This window comes from Streptomyces sp. P3 (assembly GCF_003032475.1).
GTDB lineage: Bacteria > Actinomycetota > Actinomycetes > Streptomycetales > Streptomycetaceae > Streptomyces.
The window spans coordinates 9,074,466-9,093,480 of record NZ_CP028369.1; the positions used below are offsets into that span (position 1 = coordinate 9,074,466).

At 69.1% G+C, this 19,015-nt stretch carries 13 protein-coding genes and 6 pseudogenes; 7 read left to right on the forward strand and 12 right to left on the reverse strand.

What is annotated here, in order from left to right:
• Positions 1 to 185: 185 nt before the first annotated feature.
• The 5 genes and pseudogenes from C6376_RS46645 to C6376_RS40445 all read right to left on the reverse strand — a co-directional run bounded on the left by C6376_RS46645 (position 186) and on the right by C6376_RS40445 (position 4,810).
• On the reverse strand, positions 186 to 836 hold the full coding sequence (locus C6376_RS46645; protein WP_367881078.1) for a TIGR02391 family protein: 651 nt from the start codon (positions 834 to 836) through the stop codon (positions 186 to 188).
• Positions 837 to 945: 109 nt separating this feature from the next.
• Positions 946 to 1,488, reverse strand: a pseudogene (locus C6376_RS40430) (transcriptional regulator); the annotation flags it as partial.
• Positions 1,489 to 1,602: 114 nt separating this feature from the next.
• Positions 1,603 to 2,223, reverse strand: coding sequence for a hypothetical protein (locus tag C6376_RS44890; RefSeq protein ID WP_216825720.1), 621 nt, complete (start codon positions 2,221 to 2,223; stop codon positions 1,603 to 1,605).
• Positions 2,224 to 3,106: 883 nt separating this feature from the next.
• Positions 3,107 to 3,358 (reverse strand): annotated as a pseudogene (locus C6376_RS40440) (transposase); the annotation flags it as partial.
• Positions 3,359 to 4,630: 1,272 nt separating this feature from the next.
• Positions 4,631 to 4,810 (reverse strand): transposase family protein, encoded by a 180-nt coding sequence (locus tag C6376_RS40445; protein ID WP_159083428.1) that lies wholly within the window; start codon positions 4,808 to 4,810, stop codon positions 4,631 to 4,633.
• A gap of 316 nt (positions 4,811 to 5,126) precedes the next feature.
• Between C6376_RS40445 and C6376_RS44895 the strand changes: the two genes are divergently transcribed.
• Positions 5,127 to 7,247, forward strand: a complete 2,121-nt coding sequence (locus C6376_RS44895; RefSeq protein ID WP_216825663.1) for a hypothetical protein — start codon at positions 5,127 to 5,129, stop codon at positions 7,245 to 7,247.
• A 17-nt stretch (positions 7,248 to 7,264) separates the two neighbouring features.
• Here the strand turns inward: C6376_RS44895 and C6376_RS40465 are convergent, their stop codons facing one another.
• A complete protein-coding gene (locus tag C6376_RS40465) occupies positions 7,265 to 7,720 on the reverse strand; it encodes an Lrp/AsnC family transcriptional regulator (RefSeq protein WP_107448152.1) in 456 nt (151 codons plus the stop codon).
• A gap of 122 nt (positions 7,721 to 7,842) precedes the next feature.
• On the opposite strand from C6376_RS40465, the gene C6376_RS40470 reads away from it, so the two are divergent.
• Positions 7,843 to 8,388: an alpha/beta hydrolase gene (locus C6376_RS40470; RefSeq protein ID WP_107448154.1), complete on the forward strand. Its 546-nt coding sequence runs from the start codon at positions 7,843 to 7,845 to the stop codon at positions 8,386 to 8,388.
• 55 nt (positions 8,389 to 8,443) lie between these two features.
• Here C6376_RS40470 and C6376_RS40475 read toward each other — a convergent pair.
• The 3 genes and pseudogenes from C6376_RS40475 to C6376_RS44245 all read right to left on the reverse strand — a co-directional run.
• Positions 8,444 to 9,458 (reverse strand): annotated as a pseudogene (locus tag C6376_RS40475) (helicase); the annotation flags it as partial.
• Positions 9,459 to 10,026: 568 nt separating this feature from the next.
• Entirely contained in the window at positions 10,027 to 12,801 is a 2,775-nt protein-coding gene (locus tag C6376_RS40480) for a hypothetical protein (RefSeq protein WP_159083430.1), read from the reverse strand.
• Positions 12,802 to 13,683: 882 nt separating this feature from the next.
• A pseudogene (locus C6376_RS44245) lies at positions 13,684 to 13,824 on the reverse strand (IS982 family transposase); the annotation flags it as partial.
• Between C6376_RS44245 and C6376_RS44250 the strand changes: the two are divergent.
• Entirely contained in the window at positions 13,760 to 14,155 is a 396-nt protein-coding gene (locus tag C6376_RS44250; RefSeq protein ID WP_301554733.1) for an IS3 family transposase, read from the forward strand. The pseudogene C6376_RS44245 and the gene C6376_RS44250 sit on opposite strands and share 65 nt — an antisense overlap.
• Here C6376_RS44250 and C6376_RS40490 read toward each other — a convergent pair.
• Positions 14,156 to 14,443, reverse strand: a pseudogene (locus C6376_RS40490) (hypothetical protein); the annotation flags it as partial.
• A 103-nt stretch (positions 14,444 to 14,546) separates the two neighbouring features.
• On the reverse strand, positions 14,547 to 15,011 hold the full coding sequence (locus tag C6376_RS40495; protein ID WP_107448161.1) for an SRPBCC family protein: 465 nt from the start codon (positions 15,009 to 15,011) through the stop codon (positions 14,547 to 14,549).
• Between the two features lie 55 nt (positions 15,012 to 15,066).
• Here C6376_RS40495 and C6376_RS40500 point away from each other — a divergent pair, with 55 nt between their 5' ends.
• From C6376_RS40500 to C6376_RS46025, 4 genes are all read left to right on the forward strand, one after another.
• Positions 15,067 to 15,666, forward strand: coding sequence for a TetR/AcrR family transcriptional regulator (locus C6376_RS40500; RefSeq protein ID WP_107449454.1), 600 nt, complete (start codon positions 15,067 to 15,069; stop codon positions 15,664 to 15,666).
• A gap of 478 nt (positions 15,667 to 16,144) precedes the next feature.
• Positions 16,145 to 16,924 carry a HEAT repeat domain-containing protein gene (locus C6376_RS40510; protein WP_107448164.1) on the forward strand — a complete coding sequence of 260 codons (780 nt, stop codon included), beginning with the start codon at positions 16,145 to 16,147 and terminating at the stop codon, positions 16,922 to 16,924.
• Entirely contained in the window at positions 16,918 to 17,955 is a 1,038-nt protein-coding gene (locus C6376_RS40515; RefSeq protein WP_107448165.1) for a HEAT repeat domain-containing protein, read from the forward strand. The genes C6376_RS40510 and C6376_RS40515 overlap by 7 nt, the downstream gene beginning before the upstream one ends.
• 255 nt (positions 17,956 to 18,210) lie before the next feature.
• Positions 18,211 to 18,765, forward strand: a complete 555-nt coding sequence (locus tag C6376_RS46025) for an aldo/keto reductase (protein WP_254076273.1) — start codon at positions 18,211 to 18,213, stop codon at positions 18,763 to 18,765.
• Here the strand turns inward: C6376_RS46025 and C6376_RS46650 are convergent.
• Positions 18,662 to 18,994: pseudogene (locus C6376_RS46650) on the reverse strand (zinc-ribbon domain-containing protein); the annotation flags it as partial. The gene C6376_RS46025 and the pseudogene C6376_RS46650 overlap by 104 nt on opposite strands.
• Positions 18,995 to 19,015 lie beyond the last annotated feature (21 nt).

The following is a 19,015-nucleotide window of genomic DNA, read 5'->3' on the forward strand; positions in this document are numbered from 1 at the left end:
CAGGTTCCATGTGTCGAACTGAAGGAATTCGGCTGAGACGCGCTGCCCGACCTGCACAACGTCGAAGGCGGCTTCGATGCGAGGCCAGGACAGTTCGGGGATCGTGATGAACCCGGAAAGTATCTCGCCGCAGTGCAGTGATTCCAGGAACGCCCAGAGTTCTGGGTTCTCGGACGGTCCGCCCATCATGCTCCCAGCCTTTCACAAGGAGCTGCGCGCCCGACGGAAAGTGAGGAGGTCACGCTGCAGCCTTGAGGACGTCCGCCAGTGGGCGCCTCTATGCGGTGATGCGGACGACGACGCACCTCCGACCGGCTCGGGTGAGTCGGCGGTGGCGGCAGCGCCGCGACCGAGACCAGAGCACCGGCCGGGAGACGGTGAAGAAGAGGCGGCGCCGGTCGGCACGCTTCCGTTTGGGGATCACTTGAAACGACGGGAGGGTGGGCGGGCGGTTCCTGCCTCGGAGGTCTTGCAGATCCCCGCACGGTCGGGTGGAGCTGGCCGACTTGCCCGGGAGATGATCGCGTGGGCCCCGTGGCGTTCGCGTTGATGGCTACCCGGGCCGTTCCCTGGCCAGGCATGACCACCGCGTCGACCAGCCGCGCCCCGTCCAGGCGCTGGTCGGTGAGCTGCCGCAGCCGGTCGGTCACTGACTTGACCGCCTCCAGGCTGGCGTGGAAGGGGTTCTTGGCCAGGATCTCCAGGGTGCAGTAGCGCAGCACCTCTGGATGCGTGGAGCGGCGGCGCAGCTCGGCCCGCAGGGAACTGGCGTGCCGTGCGGCCTCGCTCAACGTGGCAGCCGTCGGCCCCCTGGCAACCTGACCCTGGTCGTTCACCCGCAGCCCGACATGGACGAGGACCTCGTTGAGGTCGTCTGCCGGCGCGAGAACGTGTGCGGCTGCTGAACGTAGCGCACCGGGGCCATCACCACGTTGATGAACGCGATCACGCCCGTGTCACGGCGGCGTGCAGTTCGCGTACGCCGCTGGTGCGCGGGTGCCGCTCGGTGAGCTCGGTGACGATGCGGCGGATCGCGGGCCGGTCGCGGACTTCGCCGGGGCTGGCGCGGTAGGCGTCCAGCAGCGAGTGGGCGGTCTGTTCGGGCCGTTGCCGGGCCCACCATGCGCGTGCCATGTCGGTGCCCAGGCGGGCTTTGCGCTCGGCTGTCGGGAACTGCTCGGGCCGCAGGTTCTTTCCGGCCTCGAGTGCGGCGCCGGCGTCGCCGAGTGCCCAGTGCACGCTGACCGCGTACAGGTCGACGGCGGCCGGGCTGATCGCGAACAGCCGGCCAGGTGGAGCGGCCTGGGGCAGTCGGCGGGCGGCGCGGCAGGCCTCCTCCACCATCGCCAGGGCCTCGGTGCGCTGCCTGGCCCGGGCAGCGGTGTAGGCCAGGGTACACAGCATCTGTGCGTAGGCGGCGGCGGTGGCGTCGGTGCGTAGCCCGCTTGTCTCGAGGCCGTCGGTCACCGAGGACATCAGGCGTTGAGCGGCGCTGCGTCTGGGACACTGGCACGCTAACGCCCTCGTCGCTCACACCCTCGCCGAGGATGCCGGCAAGGAGTGGGGCCGCGGCGGTCGACCAACGGACGTGACCGACAGCCCTCATCCGATCCCGGACGGGCCGCAGGTCGAAGCCGTGTGGAGCGGCACGGCCAAGGCCACCACGTTGGCGGCGGCGACCGTGGCGAGCCACACGGCGTACAGCGCCACGGGCCCCGCCCGGCGACGTGATAGCACCCACGCGATCCACGCAGCCGACGATCCGGCGGCCAGCGCCGCCACCAGGCACAGCGGTACGACATTTCCCGCGAGTGGATGCGTAGGGAGATTCGCTGTGCAGTAGTCGCTGTCATTCGACAGCGAGGCAAGCAGCACCGTGAACGGGGCCATGAGCGCAGACACCGCCCAGGCCACCGCGACCAGGAGCGCATACCCCACATTGCGCCAGCCCCGCAGAGCGCCGACCAGCGTGGCGCACATCAGCAAAAGCGGCACCGGCATGAATACCGCTGCCCCGCCCACGCCGTGGACGACCTGTGGGTCGTCGGCCCAGTAGAAGAGGCTGAACGAGGTGCACACCGAGGTGACGACCACCAGTACGGCCAGCGCGTGTGCGGGGACGCGGGCCCGGGAAGCGTCAGGGAAGGCAGCGGGCCAGAGGATGTACCGGAGCCGGCCGACCGGACCTGGACGGCCGCCCGCCCCCCAGCGCTCTGAGCGCATCAGCCGCACAGACCCTCCCCCTCCGTCTCCGTACGCTGCCGGACTCCTGTAGGCACGTGCACCGCAAGGGCCCCATCACGCACGAACCTGACATGTCGTGCACCCGCAGCGCATACGTGAAACCACTTAACTTGACCTCCGAGAACTCCAGGCCGAACGCCGGGTCGGTGGATGGGTGTGGTGCGCCCCGGGGCAGGGGACGGACGAGGGATAGACAGGAGACAGGCAAGGGACGAGCTGGAGCGGACCGGATCAGACGTCGGCCAGTAGGAGCGCCGGGCGTTCCATGCAGGCGGCCACGAAACGCAGGAAGCCACCCGCCGTCCACGTGAGAGATGGGTGGATCTGCGCTGTCGGGGGCTTATCGCTTGAGGTGTGACGCTGTCTCAGTTTTGTGAGTTCTGATCCGCTGGCTGGCGGTGGATGGGTCGTGACCGGGGGATGGATGGAGGAACTCAGCCGGCGCCGGAGCCCGGCGCTCTGCCGCCGGAATCGGTTCGGGCGTTGCGGGGGCCTGCGGTACGTCGGCTCCTGGCGATCGTGGTACCTCCGCCTGGACCTCCGCCCGGCGCGAGGCCCACGGCGCCTCTGTTTCTACTCATGAAGGGCCGATGTGCACGGGCCCTGCTCACGACATGTACGGCTCGCGTTAGCGGGCTGTCACATCCGTCGGCGGGGCGAGGCGCTTTCCAATTCTTGAACTTCTCCCGGCTGTGGCCGTCTTGACTCTCGGGTGCCTCGCCGAGCCACTCCAGGGCCTGGAACAGCGGCACGTCCTGGGCGGCGGCCGGCGCCGGTGCGGTGGCCGCGAGGGATGGCGGGGCCCGGGATCGGGTGCCCGGCTGGTGCAGCCGCGGCCGGGACGGCGACGGGCAGCGCGGACGGCGACCAGGCAGCCCGCGTCGCGGGCGACCGTCAGGGGCAGGGCTCTGACGGAGGCGGGCTGGTCCACGATCACCAGGACGGTGCCGAACTTGTCCCGGAGCTTGTCGAACACCGCGCGCAGTTTCGGCTCGCTGTTGGGCAGTTGCTTGTCGAAGACCTTTTTGCCGGCCGGGGTGAGCCCGTGGCCGTGATGGGCTGCCTTGCCGACGTCCAGGCCCAGGAAGATGTTCACCGCGTCGATGTCGACCATCGCGCCCCCACATGCGTCGATGCGTGCTGGCCTCGGCAGCCGGGGCCGTTCGCGCGCATCCACGTTATGCAGACCTGCCGCCCGCAAGCGGCCGGGCATTGCGCCCGGCCAGGCGGCGGTCCGACCTCTGATCAGCGTCTCCGACGGCACCCCTCGGACCCGGCGACCCTCCAGGTCATCCCGTCATCACCGCGTCGACAGGGGGCAACAGCCATACCGGGCCCGGAGGCCGGCGGCCCTCTTGCAGGACAGCGAAGAAGATAACGGGGCAGGCGGCCGCGCCCCCACTGCCCAGGGTTCCCCCCCCACCCACCACCCGCTGCCGATGGGTCGGAAAAGGACCGTCTCTTGGCTGCGCGCCGGCCGACCGGGCCGCCCTGGCCCGCTGCGGGTACGGTCTCCGGACGACTTGCGGGAGGCGCTGCTGCGCCGTACCCGGGGTTGTCCGCTGACAACGAGGGCGGTCAGCCGCTGTGAGGGTCGGGCCGGTACGAGCGCCGGACTTGGACCGGCTGTGCGGGACCCGCTTCCCGTATCGCGGTGATGGGTGTGGGAGAACGCCGGTGAACCGCCGTGTGTCCGGCCCTGACGGACCGCGCCCGTACACCGTGGACGGTGTGCCAAGTAACCGTGGACGGTGTGCAAATGACAGGGGAGGGAGCGCCGTACATCCTTGTCATCGCCGCAGAGATGTCTGGGACTTGCACAGGGCAGGCCCCTCACTTCAAGACCGATGCGGGCAGCTCAGCCAACCCGTCAGTAGAGAGGGAACCCATGCGGATTTCTCGTTTCATGAAGAGCACACTAACGGCGGCGATAGCGACTGCGGGGTTGGTGGTGTTTGATGCATCTCCGGCCCTTGCAAGTCAAGATGTTACTGTCCATGTTCCGCGGTGCGGATTCGAGTTCTGTCCCTCTGCAGGGTACGGGTGGTTCCATGCCGACCCGAGCGGGGGTCTTCCCGGTGATGCGCTGAAAGCCTGCGACCTGTATGCCGATGGCCGTGGCATAAAGGCGACGCTGACTAATCGAGACACCGGCAGAGTCATTCGCACCGCCGATACCTCAGGTCACGCTTCGCCCTATTGTACGGATTGGAAAACCGGTGACCTTCCGGAGCAAACCCGGGTCTGGGTCGACGTGTGCACGACGGGCGCGGAGCCACGCACATGTGCTTACGGTTCCGAGGGGTGGAGTTGACAGTGAGGTCTCTCAGCGTTGCTGCTCCAGATTGAGGACCGCTGCGGCGATTGACGTCATTCGATTCGTGCTTCACCGCGCCCTGCGGAAGATCCGCCTGGACTTCAGACGGGCAACGCCACGCTCAACCGGGACCCGCGTCGTCGAAAGTGCCCTGTTGACGGTCTGCTGGGCGGGCGACAGGTCACCTCCCGCAGGTCTTCTGGCCGGTGCGGTCACCCACGCGCCGGAACCGATGTAGGCGCGGTCCACCAGGATCGCCTACACCAGCACGGTCAGCGATCCCCTGGCCGACCGCGCGCCCGGCCTCCCGGCAGAGCCGGGGACAACCACAGCATCTCGGCCTGCGGATCGGTGACCACCTGCATGTTCACCCCGTACCGGCGGTGCTTGGCACCTCTTCTACGCGCTCCTCGCGGTCCTCGGCGTCTTCGGCCCCGACGCCCCGGCACGGCTGAAGACGGTGATGCTGCCGGGGCAGTTGACACCGGCAGCCCCGGTCGACCGGCAGAGCATCACCTGCACCGCGATACGCGACCTCCTGGTCGACTACCTCACCGAGCGCGCGGTGGACGTCGACTACACCACGCCGGAGGACATGGCCCGCACCCTGGCCGGACTTTTCTGGCGCGACCTGGAGAAACACCACACGGGCATCGACTCGCTGCGGCTGGACGTCGACATCGTCACCGCCTGGCGGGAGCGCGTCCGCATGGTCCGTAACAGGCCCGGCACCCCCATCCGACCGCAGGTCGACGCGCACACCGTGTTCAGCCGGGTCCGCATGTTCTGCCAGGATCTCGCCCGCTGGGCCGCCGACGAACCGACGCGCTGCGGCCCGTGGGTGGCACCCTGCCCAGGCCGCGACAACGACACCGACCACAGCAAGAACCGCGCCCGCCGCAAGGCGGCCATGGACCAGCGCACCCGCACCCTGCTTCCCGCACTCCCGGCCCTGGTCAAAGCCGTCGAGCACCAGCTCAAGGACGCCCAGACCTGTCTCGCCACCGGGCGGGAGACCCCGGCCGGAGCCCCGTTCACCACTCCGGCGGGCGAGAACCTCCTCCGCCGCGCCGGGGTGTCCTCCCGCATCTACGCCGACGTCCCCGCCACCGGCCGGCACCGGGACCTGACCGTGGAAGAGGAACGCGCCTTCTGGGCCTGGGCCATCGTCGAAGTCCTTCGCCACACCGGCATGCGCATCGAGGAAGCACTCGAACTCACCCACCACAGCTTCGTCGCCTACCAGCTGCCCACCACCGGCGAGATCGTGCCCATGCTCCAGGTCGCCCCGTCCAAACTCGACCAGGAGCGGCTGCTGCTGGTCTCACCAGAGCTCGGCGAGGTACTCACTGCGATCATTCATCGCGTCCGGCGCGGGCAGCGGGCCATGCCCTTGGTCTCCGCCTACGACAGTCTGGAACGGCTCTGGAGTGCACCGATGCCCTTCCTCTTCCAGCGCCGCTGCGGCCCGGAGGACCGGGCCATCCCGCGCAACTACATCTCCACCTGCCTCAACGACGCCCTCGCCGCGGAGCCGGCTGACCGGACCCGGCAACGAGCAGCTGCGATACACGCCGCACGACTTCCGGAGAATCTTCGTGCCCGATGCCCTCCGCTCCGGCCTGCCCCGCACGTCGCCGCCCGCATCTGTGGCCATCGGATGGTCGACACGACTCTCGGCTATGCCGCGATCTATCCCGAGGACGTCATCAACCACCACCGGTCCTTCATCGCCCGCCGCCGGGCGCTGCGACCCGGGAGGAGTACCGCGAGCCCACCGCGCAGGAATGGCAGGACTTCCTGGCCCACTTCGAGCTGCGGAAGGTCGCCCTCGGCCTCTGCGCACGCGACTCCTTCTGCTCCCGAAAGATGGCTCGGCCCTAGAATCGCCGACGACTGGGGGATTGACCTGATCGCCGACGCTGCTGCCAGGCGGTCGGGAAAGCGGGGGCTTGTGACAAGGACCAACAGGCAGAGAGCTGCGCGCGTGCGGCTGGCTCGCCGAAGGCCAGGACCGGCTCGGGTGCGCTCCCCTCGGCCGGGCCCGCACCAAGGCGGGTGGCGCGGCATCGACTGGGTTAAATGGGGCACCGTCTTCGGTATCTTCGCCGGAGTCATCACGCTCTTGTTCACTGCCCTGGCGACGTACTACCAGGCCGCAGTCTCACGAGACCAACTCGAGCAGTCCCAGGAAGATGCGCAGCGCGCCGCGTCCGCCCAGGCCCAACTCGTAAACTACTGGATGCAGTTCGAAGACGGCTCGTCCGATGCTTCCGTGACGGAGATTCACGTTGTCAACAGGTCGCTCGACCCCGTCAACAACGTTGAACTGGCTCTGACCTTCGGCGAGAACGGCACGATCCATTTTGAGGACGCCGAGAGGGATGTTCTGGCGCCGATGGACCTTGCCACCGTCCCGCCTTGCACCCAGAAGGTGGTGAGGGTAGCGGACATAGAAGTCCGCGACGCCTTCGGCGAATCACCTGCGCCCAACGTCTTCGTAATTCCCGAGTTCCGGATGGACTATCTCACGTTCTATGACCGCAGCTCCGTCCAATGGCGCCGAGGGCCGGTGCTGAAACGACTGAGCGTAAAGGAAAGCTTAGAAGTCAAGCCATGGAAGTACAGGCTCGTCGGCCCGTGGACCAGCAGTGCACTGGAACAGTGCGGTAGCGAACCCAAGTGAGAACTAGGTGTTGCGGGTCAGGACGTTGTTGACGATGCCGTTGGCAATGACTTGGGCGGGTAGCTGCGCAGGACGAGTGAGGTGGTGACCGGTCCGTAACGGGCGAGGGAGTCCACGACCTGTTCAAGGCGTTCGGCGTGAGAACAGTGCACGTCGAACAGCAGGCAGTCCTCGCCAGTCACACGGAGCGTCGAGATGACCTCGGGAGTCTGGGCGGCAAGGGTGAGTGCTTGGGACAGTTGCGCGTGGGCAGTGCGGAGCCGGACGATGGCGTGGATGTTCAATCCGACTGCGGCCGGGGCGACGACGGCACGGTAGCTGGTGATGATCCCGTTCTTCTCCAGGCGTTGGATGCGGGCGCTGGCTGCTGGCTGGGACAGCCCGACTCGGCGTCCGACCTCGGCTCCGGTGAGCCGGCCGTCGGTCTGGAGCAGTTCCAAGATGGCACGGTCGATCTCGTCGAGTGATTCCATCGTTGTCACCCCCACTTTCTTAGAGATCACTTGCTGAGCCCGATCGTTGCCGCTGGTCCATCGAGAATCGCCCCAGGGGTCCCCGCGATGTGTGAGGGGCACGACTGGAAGGGCGGTAGGCGATGGTCGCGTACGTCATCATCCCTGGGATCGACGGTTCGGATGAGGGGCACTGGCAGAGCTTGTGGGAGAAGCGATGGGGGCCCTCGGCGGTCCGGATCGCACCGGCCTCGTGGAGCCGGCCGGACCTGCCGGACTGGGTTGCCGCAATCCAGGCTGCCTACGAGATCGCTTCCCAGCGTGACAGCCAGGTGGCGTTGGTGGCTCACAGCCTTGGCTGCTGGGCAGCTGCGCACTGGCTGGAGCAGGCGCGACCCGACGCGGTGGCCGCGTTCCTGGTCGCGCCTCCCAATCCGCAGGGACCGGCGTTCCCATATGAGGCAGCATCGACGTTCCTGGGCCTGTCCGCTTGCCCTTTGCCGTGCCCGAGCCTGATGGTGGCCAGCGACGACGACGCGTACTGCGACCCGACGACGTCAGCCTCCTTCGCGCACCAGTGGCAGGCATCAGGCCACCTCATCGGAAGCCACGGCCACATCAATGCCGACAGCGACCTCGGTGACTGGCCGGCGGGCCTGGAACTCCTTCGAATGCTCGTCGACTGCTGAGATGACCGATCCGACACGGAGGCCCTCCGCGTCGACGCCGGCTCTCACCTGCTCAGCGCAGGCCTTGCAGGACCGCGGCGAGCGGGCGGAACGAGGCGGAGGCGACCATGTCGCCGGGGTCCTCGCCGGGCTGGAGGAAGGCGGGCACGATGATCCTGGCCATCTTGTTCGTGCCGTCGGGGTTCGGGCGCAAGGCCCGGCCGATGTTCTGGACGATCTCGACCTGGGAGCCGCGGGTGTCGGCGAAACACACCGCCTCAACGCCCCGCTCACCGACGATGTCGACGCCTTCACCCAGCACCCGGACGGAGGCGAGGAACGCCCGATGTACGCGGCGGCCCGCGGCGTCGATACCGTCGGCGAACTGCCGTAGGGCTTCGCGTCGTTCGGCTACGAGGTGGTCGCCGCACAGCCATGCCGACCACACCCGGTCCGGGCGTACGTGACGGCCGGCCTCCAGCTCGTAGAACTCCGCGTCGATCGACGACTTCGGCAGGGCGTCCGCGTCCGCCAGGGCTTCGTCGCAGGCCTCGGCCGCGTACAGCTCGGCGGCCGTCTGCGGCATCTTCTCCGCGAACGCCATCGCCTCCTCGACCCGCTGGTGGAAGGTCATGATCGTGCGCAGGTTCCGCGCGGCGGCATGCTCCAGGAGCGCCGTCTGCAGCAGGGCGAGGCGCCGGCCCCGCTGCGCCTCCTCCGACGGTGCCTGGACGGGGGAGGGGTCGTGGATCTCCAGCACGTCGATCTCGAACCGGCGAGGATGCCGCGCTCGATCGCCTCGGACAACTCCAGCTCGTAGATCCACTCGCCGTACGGGCCGTCCGGGTCGTCGGCCATCGTCGCGAGCTCCACCTCCTGGCCGTCCTTGCCTCTCTGCGGCCGGGGGAGGCGAGGATGCGGGGGGTGGCGGTGAGGTAGAGCCGGAAGTCCGACGGGATGCGGGTGTTGTCGTGGATCGCCGCCCACGGGCGCCCAAGATCACCCGCAGTGGAGTGGGCTTCGTCGACGACGGCGAGGTCGAACGGGGCCATCGTCTGTCCGTACAGCCGCTCCCCGCCCGCCAGAGCGGCTGTGCGATCTCATCGATGCTGCGGTAGCCGGGCGGCTGCGACCTGCGGTCCCGCAGATGTGTTGCGACCGCCTTGACATGCGGTTCGGGGGAGGGGAGTACACCTGAACTGCGATCCTGCATGTCGATCGAGACGGCCGCAGATGTCGTGAGAACGCCTATGAGCCCCTACGAACGGCGGTCGAGTTGGGAACCAGGCGGCCCTGAAGCAGGTGGTCTTGCACTCCATGGGATCGGATGGGGTGTGCTGTTCATCGCGGGGTGTAGGGGCAAAAGAGCTGAGATCGGGAAACAGGCCGGTGGCTTAACTCGATGATGTCGAGCTGGGTGCCGGGGCGTCAGTCGGTGCAGGCGCGTAGGCCGTCGCGGGGCGGCGGCATGCCTTGTTTCGGCCGACGGGACGGCGGCGGTTGCCCGCCGTGCGGCAGTCCCCCGCCCTGGGCATCGATGGCCGCAGGGACAGTTGGGACCCGCTTGCGGTGCTCCGACGAGTCCTACGCGATCGAGGGCCGGTTCCTCGGCGACGTGCTTGTGGCGGGTATCGGAGAACCTTGGTGCCCGGGATGCCATCAGGGCGGCGGCGGGAGATCGCGCCAACCCCACGGCCGGGCGTTCTCCCCGTTGGCCTCACGTCCGAATCGCCTGGCCTCGATGGCGGCTGCCCCGCGGTCCTCAGCGCGACTGCTCAGGACGGCGACGGCCTCGTCCGCCCCGATTGTCCGCAGCAGACGCAGCAGGACGGCCACGGCGGCCGCGTCGGTGGTTTCGACACCGGTCGCGGCGTGGACGGCGAGGTCGGCCGTGGCCTCGTCTGCGCCGTATTCCGACAACCCGTCGAGCAGCAGCGTGACGAACTCGATGTCGGCCTCCGCCACCACGCGACGATTCAGGGTGGTCATCGCCTCGTGCGCGCCGAGGTCCTCCAGGACCTGTGCCAGAACGGCGACCCCGTAGGCGTCCCGGAGTTCGGACTTGACCTCGGGACGACGGTCGAGCAGCGCCGCTACCGCCTCGGTCTCGTCCGCGTCATGCAGGGCTCCGAGCAGAGCGGCGGTCGCCTGCGGCCAGCTGAGGTCGGCACAGGCCTCGGGACGCCGGGACAGCAGCACAGCCGTGGCTGCGGACTGACCGGACCTGCGGAACTGCTCCAACAGGTCGGCCACGTCGTCCGGGAAGGCCGGGTTGACGTAGGCCGCGGCGCGGTGGCTGAGTACAGCGGCGTCCTCGTCGGCGCCCACCCGCTGCAGCGCGTCCACCAACACCCCGACGTCGCCCATGCGGTCGCCGAATTCGGCCTCGGCTCCGGCACGGCGACTGAGGGTGACGATCTCGGTGTCCGCGCCGGCCTGCTTCAGCGCCTGCAGCAAGTCAGCCAGAGCGGCGGGGTCGACCAGGGGTGAATAGCGGGCCGCGCGGCGACTAAGCGCATGCGCGGCCTCGCCGGCTCCCGTCGCCAGCAGCTTCCCGATCAGCCGCGCGACGGCTCGGGGATTGGTGAGGTCGGCACTCTCCTCGGGACGGCGGGCCAGCAATGCCCACACGTCCTCGTCCGCGCCCGCATGGTGCAGCGCGGTCAGCAACTCCAGCACGCCGGCAGGGCTCGTGATGTCTGCGCTGCTGACCGGGTCGCGTCCCAGCAGCACCGTCACGGCCTCGTGTGCCCCGGCCTTCTGCAGTTCCAGGAGCCAGGCCCCGGTGTCGGCCGCAGGGACGTCGACGGCGACCCGGGTGCACAGGGCGTCCGCAGCGTCGTCCTCGTCGCAGTCCCGGAGGACGGTGATCAGGGCGCCGACGGTTGCCGCTATCGTGAGGTCGACGCGCGACGCTGGCTCACGCTGCAGCAGCACGCTGAGCGCCTCGTGCCGACCGGCCCGCGTGAGGGTGTCGATGAGATGGGCGACGGCGTGGGCGTCGCTGAGGTCGGCGTGCTCGGCGATCCACAAGAAGGCGTCGTGATCACCGAGTTCGCACAAGGCGAGGCGACCGCAGAGCTCGGAGGACGCCCACGGGTGCCCGAGCCGGACCGCCTTGCGCCACAGAAGGACGGCCTGCCGGTACAGGGCGTGTCTGTCTGCCGACTGCGCCAGGCCGAAGAGGGTGTCGGGGGCGGTGGTGTGGTCGGTCAGGGCCTGCCACAGGGCGGGCGTCGCGTTCCGGCTGTCTCGTAGCTCGCGGATGCGCTGGTCCAGGTAGTCCGTCGGCTCGTAGCGGGCCGGCGCACCGGAGCGCGGGCGGACCGCTGTCAGTGCGGTCAGCGAGCGGCGGACGTCGGTACGGCTGCCGTCGGCCCGTTCCCCGGTGCTGAGGGCCTCCAGCGCTTTCCTGGCCCAGTCCGGATCGGCTGGGCGCTGGTGGGGGTGCAACGCGCCGTCCGCGGCGTCGGCGAGCACGGTCTCCGGAAGGCTCTCGGTGTGACCCAGATGGCGGGCGTCGAGTGCGGCCGTGATGAGCGCGTGTTCGACCGGGGTGAAATGGCCATCGGGCCCTTCCATGTAGGCGGTGAGCATCTCGGGGCCACCACTGAGGTGCTGCACCACCCGGCCGTCGCCGGTGCCGGCGGCCAGCGCCTCGTACAGCCGTCGGTCTCCTTGCAGGCGGGCGAGTTCAGCCCAGTCGGCCCGTTCCCGGTCCGACAGGGCGCCGCGGACCGGGATCCGCCGAGTGGCGGGGGCGGTCAGAAGGGCGCGGGACTGATCGTGCCCGATCGTTGCGGGCCGGGTGAGCTCGTGCCAGTACGGGTCGGTCCACAGGGTGCCCACGGCCACCACTCCCAGCCGCCGTTCCAGCAGCCGGCGCAGGGCCGCGGCGGCGCGTTCGCCGTCGTCGCCGAACAAGAAGCGCTGTGACTCGTTCAGCCACAGCACCGTTCCGCTCGTGATCCGGTCGGATCGCAGCAGATCCAGGAGGTCTTCTGCGGTTGCCGGGCGCAGCAGCGGCTGGTTGGGGGCCAAGGCCAGCAGGGCTTCGTACAGGGCGCGGGTCTTGCCGGTGGACGAGTCACCGGTGAGCATCACGAGCACAGACGGACCGCCGGCCAGAGCGGGCTCTAACGCGGCCCGCAGGTCGGCGTCGTGGGTTCGCGCCAAGTACGGCGTGAGGTCGGGCGGTGAGGGCGCGCTGTCGTCCTGCGGGGCGGTGACGGTGCGATGCACCTCCAGGTTCAGCGCGCCGACCGTCACAAGGGTCTCCGCGCACAGTCCGCCGACCGGTTGCTCGACCGCCGTGGTCCGGCCACGGAGTTCGGCGGCCCGTTCCGTGCGTGCCCGATCCAGTTGGTTCCGCCACCAACGGCCGTCGGGCGCTCCCTCGCCGGCCCAAGCCGACCAGAGAAGGACCAGTGCCACGACGTGGTCGTCGCTGCCCTGCTGGGGGACCTTGAAGGCACTCGAGTCCTCAGGCGCCCAGTCACTGATCGACTGCCCCCGAAAGCGGGGGTGCTTCTTTCGCAGTTCGTCTTGAACCGTGCGCTGGCTGAAGGACGCATTCTCACGGTGCCGTGCTTCCTCCGCCCGTTCCCTCAAACCGCGCAACCTGGCGTAGAGATCACCTGCTTGGGGCCCCACTCGTTCCGCCATTCCTCTGGCTGTCTCGTCGTGACCGACCTCCGCAGGCCCGCGCCCGTTTCGGGCAGGCCGGGCAGGTTTCGTACTCGCCTGTGACCAGCACCGTAGGGCATCCGGTCGGTCCAGCGCCCGCTACTGCGGACAAAGCGGGTCGCCGCAGAGCAGATTCGAGGCATCGCGCCGGGCCCGGCCGCCATCCACACCGATCGACAGAAGGAGCACCATCATGTCCGCGTGCCGTACCCGCCGCCCCGCCGACGGCAAGCCTTCGCCCAGCACGGCCCCGCTGTGGCGGGAGGCGTGCCGCCGGGCCGTTCTGGCCCTCGCCGCGGCGATCGGCCCCGCTGCCGTGGCACTGGCCCAGTGGTTGACCGAGAGGCGCTGACCGACCGGCACGGGGCCGGACACCATCCTGTCCGGCCCCACGCCACATGGGGTGAGCAGATCGCGTAGCGACTGGGCACGCAGCGAAGCCTGAGCAGGCCTTGTTCCTCGTCCATGCACCGGGCTTCCACCTGGACGCCACGTCCACCGGCTGCAGTTGCTCGACATGAAGGGGCCGCGTCCATCGGGGACATGTCCGACAGTCTCATGCACCAGCACGCCGGCCTTTACCGTCGCACGCTGGCCCGCGGCCACGCCCGCGCCGCCATGGTGCTGTCCGCGGCCGTAGTAGTTCTTGTCCCCGATGATCGTCTGGCCCGGGTGGGAGGCCGCCACGTCGGGTGCGGCATCGAGCATGTCGCGCAGTGTCTCGCGCTCGTCGGCCTTCGCACCGGTGAGGGCGAACAGGACCGGTAGCCCGCCGTACACGTCGATCAAGCTCACAACTCGCCTGGTGTGTGCGGGAATTGAGGCATCCATGGGGTCGGTCGGGGACAGTTACGACAATGCCCCCGCGGAGAATCGGTGGATGCTCGTCAAGACCGAGTGCGTCCGCGGTCGCGTTTTCCCGACGAGGGCCGAGGCGAACCTCGCGCTCTTCGAGTACATCGACGGTTTCTACAACAGCCGGCGCATCCAGAAACGGCTCGGCTACCTCAGCCCGATCGAGTTCGAGGAGAAACACTACGTCGAGCAGGCAACGGCCGAACGAACGAACCTGAAACCCCGTCAACCCGCCCTGACCAGCTGATCAGCACCTCCCGTGCAGCGGGGGAACCTCAAACGAGCACAGCGCGGGTTCGGCGGGCCGCTCGTCGACGTGCTCGATCGTGAGGCCGGCGGCGCGGGCCTGCTCCTTCCAGGCCGGGGCGGTGCCAAGTCGCGCTGCCCGGGCCATCACCAGCCGGCCGCCCGGAACCAGCGCACGCCTCGGTTCACGCAGTGCTGCGTTGCGGTCGGCGGCACCGCCGAAGGCGTCCACGCACACGATCCCGTGGGCGCCAGAGTCGGGCAGGTCGGTGTTCTCCAACTCGGCGACGCGAAAGGGGGACGCAGTGCCATGTACAGGCGTCTGCCCCCGAGGGCAGGGCCCCCGTGGGTGTCAGTCCGGCGCTGGGGAGAAGGGGCGGCAGATACAGCCGTCAGGATTCGGCGGCGGACACGTGGCGAGCCAACTCGGTGGCAAGGCGTCGCATGACCGTGCGGTTGGCGTGCCGCATCGTGGGCCGCACGACTGGGGCCAGCAGCCGGTCGGCGAGAGGGGCGTGCACCCACGTGTACGTGAACGAGATGTGGGTCCCACCGGTTCGCAGCGGCTCGATGGCGTAGGTGCCGTGAGCCAGTCGCCGACCGGCCGCGCTGACGTTGTGTTCGACGATGCGCCGCGGCGCATCGGCCTCGATGACCTTGATAGTGACATCGGTCTTCGTGCCGCTCAGCGCGGCGGTGACGGTGGCGCACGATCCGATGCCCCGGGCGGGCCCGCTGTAGCGCCAGTTGGTCAGGTAGTGGTCGGTGAACCGCTCGTGGTGGGCCATGACGTCGAGGAAGCCGTAGACCTGCTCGGGAGTCTGAGGTACGTCGATCGACACGGTGACAGGCTTCATGTACCACACGGTACATGCGGCATGTACCGATTGGTACAGTCGTGACGTGGACACCATGGATGACTCGCACCCTGAGGGCGGGGCCGAGCAAGGCACGCATGGGGATCGGCGCGCACAACTGGTGGACGCGGCTGTCGACCACGTTGCGGCACACGGCATAGCGGACCTGAGCCTGCGCGGGCTGGGCGCCGCGATCGGTGTCAGTCACCGCATGCTGATCCACTACTTCGGTTCCAAGGAACGGTTGCTCGTTGAGATCGTCCGGACGTCGGAGCGGCGCCAGCGCGATGTGCTGTCCCGGCTCCGCCTGGAGCCCGGTCACTCGCCCGCCGATGTCGCGCGGATGCTGTGGCGGCAACTGACGGACCCTCGGCTGGCCGGTCAGGAGCGGCTCTTCTTCGAAATCTGCGGGCATGCGCTGCGCGGCCGCCCCGAGGCCGCCCCGGTCCTCGAAGGGCTGGTGACGGACTGGCTGGAGCCGCTCGTAGCCGCCGAGGTCGGTGCGGGGGCGGAGCCTGACGCGGCCCGGAACCGGGCCAGGCTGGGACTCGCCACCGTCCGCGGTCTGCTGCTCGACCTGCTCGCTACCGGTGACCGCGCCGGCGTTGACGCGGCGATGGAGGAGTTCCTCCTGTTGTACTACGGCTCGGAGTGACGAGCCACCGATCAGGCAAAGCGGCTGGGCCAGACGTCGTGCCACCGTTCGAACGACGGTCCCGGAGCTCCACGTACGCCTCGACCTGCTTCGCAGGCTTTCTGAGACACATAAGAAGCGTCTGGAGAACCAACTGGATCAAGGCCGCGCTCAGCCTCACCGGGATCTGCACGGTCCTCGTCCTGCTGGACGCCGCCGGCGACATCGTCAGCGCCGTGCTGTACCGCCTGTCCGCCACCCAGAGTGCCTGGAGCCGATCCGGTGCAATGGCAACGAACAGTTTTCCGGCGGAAGCGGGGATCCCGTCAGCACGCATCTTGTCAACCGCCCACTGCACAGCGTCAACGTGAGCTTCCGTCTGCCGATCTCAGCCTCAGGTTGGCGGGCCCGAGAAGATCTTGTGACCAGCGGATTCCTGATTCGCCGGTCACGAACTTGACCTTGACACGATGACAAGGTTTTCACTTGGCCGCAGGAGGTGGTCCCGATCAACGCGACCGGCGTAACCCCGCAGAACACCCGTGTGACCAACGCCCTGGGCGCCGAGGACTCGTCAATCCGGCTTCAGGCGGCCCTGGCGGTAGGCTCGAACCCCGCCCCCGCGTTCTTGGAGCTGCTCGTCGAGCGGTGCGCGGTCGAGCCGGACTTCTTTGTACGAGACATGCTGTCCTGGGCGCTGACCCGTCTCCCGCCAGAGATCAGCCTGCCCCGGATCCGCCAGGAGCTCGACTCCGAGCGTGCCCAGGCCCGCAGCCAGGCGCTGCACACACTCTCCAAGATCGGCGACAAGGGCACGTGGGCCTGGATCACCCGCGACATGCTGCGGGACGCCGACGACGAGGTCGCACGGACCGCGTGGCGCGTAGCGGTCGTCCTTGTGCCTGAGGACGAGGAGAAGGACCTGGCCGGCGAGCTGGTTCTGCAGCTCGGCCGTGGCGACCGCAACGTGCAGCTGAGTCTGAGTCGGGCCTTGGTCGACCTCGGTGACATGATCAAGCCCGCGCTGGAGCGGGCCGCCGAGGGTTCCGACCCGGCGGTGGCCGCGCACGCCCGTGCCACCGAACTGCTCCGGCAGAACCCGGAGACCGGTTTCGACGTGGCCCTCGACGAGGCGAAGCGCGTGGTCGCACTCGGCCCGCAACGAGCTGCGGCTGCGTCAGCAGGCACCGAGACCTCGAAGACCGCCGAGCCCGCGGAGACGACCGAGCCGATGGAGACCACGAAGGCGGCAGAGGCCTCGGAGGGCGCGGATTGCTGATCGGAGATGTGGCCCGTCGCTCCGGGGTGAGCACCCGGATGCTCCGGCACTATGACGCCCTGGGACTGGTGCGGCCCACAGGCCGCACTGTCGGTGGCTACCGCGAGTACTCCGTCGAGGATGTCCGCAGGATCTTCCACGTGGAGAGCCTGCGGTCCCTCGGGCTCTCGCTCAAGCAGATCGGGCGCGCGCTGGAGGACCCGGCCTTCACCCCGTCCGACCTGGTCAGCGACCTCATCCGGCGGACGGAGAACCGCCTGGAGCGGGAACAGGAGCTGCTCGAGCGACTCCGTGCGATCGACGCGTCGGCGCCCAACGACTGGCAGGGAGTGCTGCGCACCGTCGAACTCATGCGGGAACTCAACTCGACGAACGCCGCGCGCAGACAGCAGGCCGTCCTGGCCCGGCCGGAGGACGTGTCGGCACCCGCCGAACTGCTGGCCGGGGCGGTCCTGACCGAATCCGACCCCCACGTCGCAGGCGCCCTGCGCTGGGCGCTCGCCCGATCGGGCGGCGACGGTGTGGCGACGCTGACCGCCGGCACGCACTCGGAGGATGCCGACATTCGGCAGCGCGCGGTGCTGGCGATCGCCGAGATGCCGGAGGCTCCGGGTGCTGCGGAGGTGCTCGCGGACGCCCTCGGGGACCCGGACCCGACGGTGCGCAGGCACGCTGCTCTGGCTCTGGGCAGGCAGGGCGATGCCGCGGCCGTGCCCACACTCGTCAGCATGGTGGTGGAGGGCTTTCACGACGTGGACGCGGCGGAGGTTCTGGGAACGCTGTCCCTGGCCCCGGCGTGCACGGATCGGATCACGACCGCCCTGGTCGATGAACTGGCCGCGTCCACAGCGGACTCCGCGACGCGGATCCGCCTCGCCCAGGCGCTGGTCGAGCTCGCGGGAACCACCGCGCAGGAGGTCCTGCGCCAACTGGCCCACGACGACGACAGCGCTGTCGCCCTCGTCGCCTCGGCCCTTGTCAGATTCCTCAAGGACCAGTCCCTCGAAGACCAAGCTGACGAGCATTCCTGAAAGCGCGATCTGAACGAGGCATCGCCCATGGCCTCTCAATGCGCTTCACGACAGGCTCGCCTGGTAGGCAACCCGGTGTCACGGGCATAACTGGACGGCAGTGCATGCACACCGCTGGTGCGTCTCGGACCGGGAATCACCGGGGGAGTGCCTCGGCCGACCGCACGCAGGCAGCGGGTCGGTGCTCCACGGCGACCAAGATGACGGCACTTTCGTGGCGGCAGGCCGCCGGGCACAGCCTCGGCCCCCGACTACATGCGCTGGCAGACCGGCCGCAACCGGGAGCAACTCGGGCGCGACCGGCTGGACCTGGTTCTGCTGCACAACCCAGAGCGCGCCCACCCCGGCGATCGCCCTGCCCTGTGCCGCGCGATCCGGGACGCGTTCGCCGTCCTGGAGGAAGCCGTGGCGGCCGGGCACGTGACCGGGTACGGCGCGCTTCGGGCAGAGCGGGAGCACGCTTCCTGCGGGCGCAGGCCGGGCAGCCCGATCCGGCGACGGTCCGGTGGCTCACCTCGCCTCCCAGCGGTGGCCCCTGGAACGGCGCCATCCCAGCCGTACGCGGGAGTTGACCAGCAGTTGGGCTACCTCCGGCCGGTACGATGTCGGGGTCCACTTGCGCGAACAGCTCGGGCACGCCGGCCAAACACCTGGCCGGTGCCCGGCTGCGGTTGGATATTCGCGCCTGGTACTCGTGCCCGGCCGGACAGCGCCACCAGACCTTGCGCTGTGAGCCGGGCCCGAACTGGTCCGGTGAAGCGTCGTTGCTCGGGTGCCACTCTGCTACCAAGTCGTGGGAGTGCTCGCTGAGCGTGGTCCGGCCACGGGGCACGTACCCGGCGCACTGCGGGCAGCCGGTTACGGCGACACGGGAATGGACTTGGGCCTGCCAGACGTGCCCGTCCTCGCACTGCCAGAACACGGCCTTGTGGGAGCCGGGACCGATCTGCGCCAGGTCCAGGTCGGCGTTCAGGTCCGGATGCCACTGGGCGGCGATGGCCGGGTGCTCGTTGACCAGGAAACGGGTGCGACGTGTCATGGGCACGCACAACCTGGGCGG

Coding starts and splice junctions, on each gene's coding strand:
- C6376_RS44890 (WP_216825720.1), bottom strand. CDS start 2,223: ATGCGCTCAGAGCGCTGGGGGGCGGGCGGCCGTCCAGGTCCGGTCGGC.
- C6376_RS40465 (WP_107448152.1), bottom strand. CDS start 7,720: ATGGAATCACTCGACGAGATCGACCGTGCCATCTTGGAACTGCTCCAG.
- C6376_RS40470 (WP_107448154.1), top strand. CDS start 7,843: ATGGTCGCGTACGTCATCATCCCTGGGATCGACGGTTCGGATGAGGGG.
- C6376_RS44250 (WP_301554733.1), top strand. CDS start 13,760: ATGTCGCGCAGTGTCTCGCGCTCGTCGGCCTTCGCACCGGTGAGGGCG.
- C6376_RS40495 (WP_107448161.1), bottom strand. CDS start 15,011: ATGAAGCCTGTCACCGTGTCGATCGACGTACCTCAGACTCCCGAGCAG.
- C6376_RS40500 (WP_107449454.1), top strand. CDS start 15,067: ATGGATGACTCGCACCCTGAGGGCGGGGCCGAGCAAGGCACGCATGGG.
- C6376_RS46025 (WP_254076273.1), top strand. CDS start 18,211: ATGCGCTGGCAGACCGGCCGCAACCGGGAGCAACTCGGGCGCGACCGG.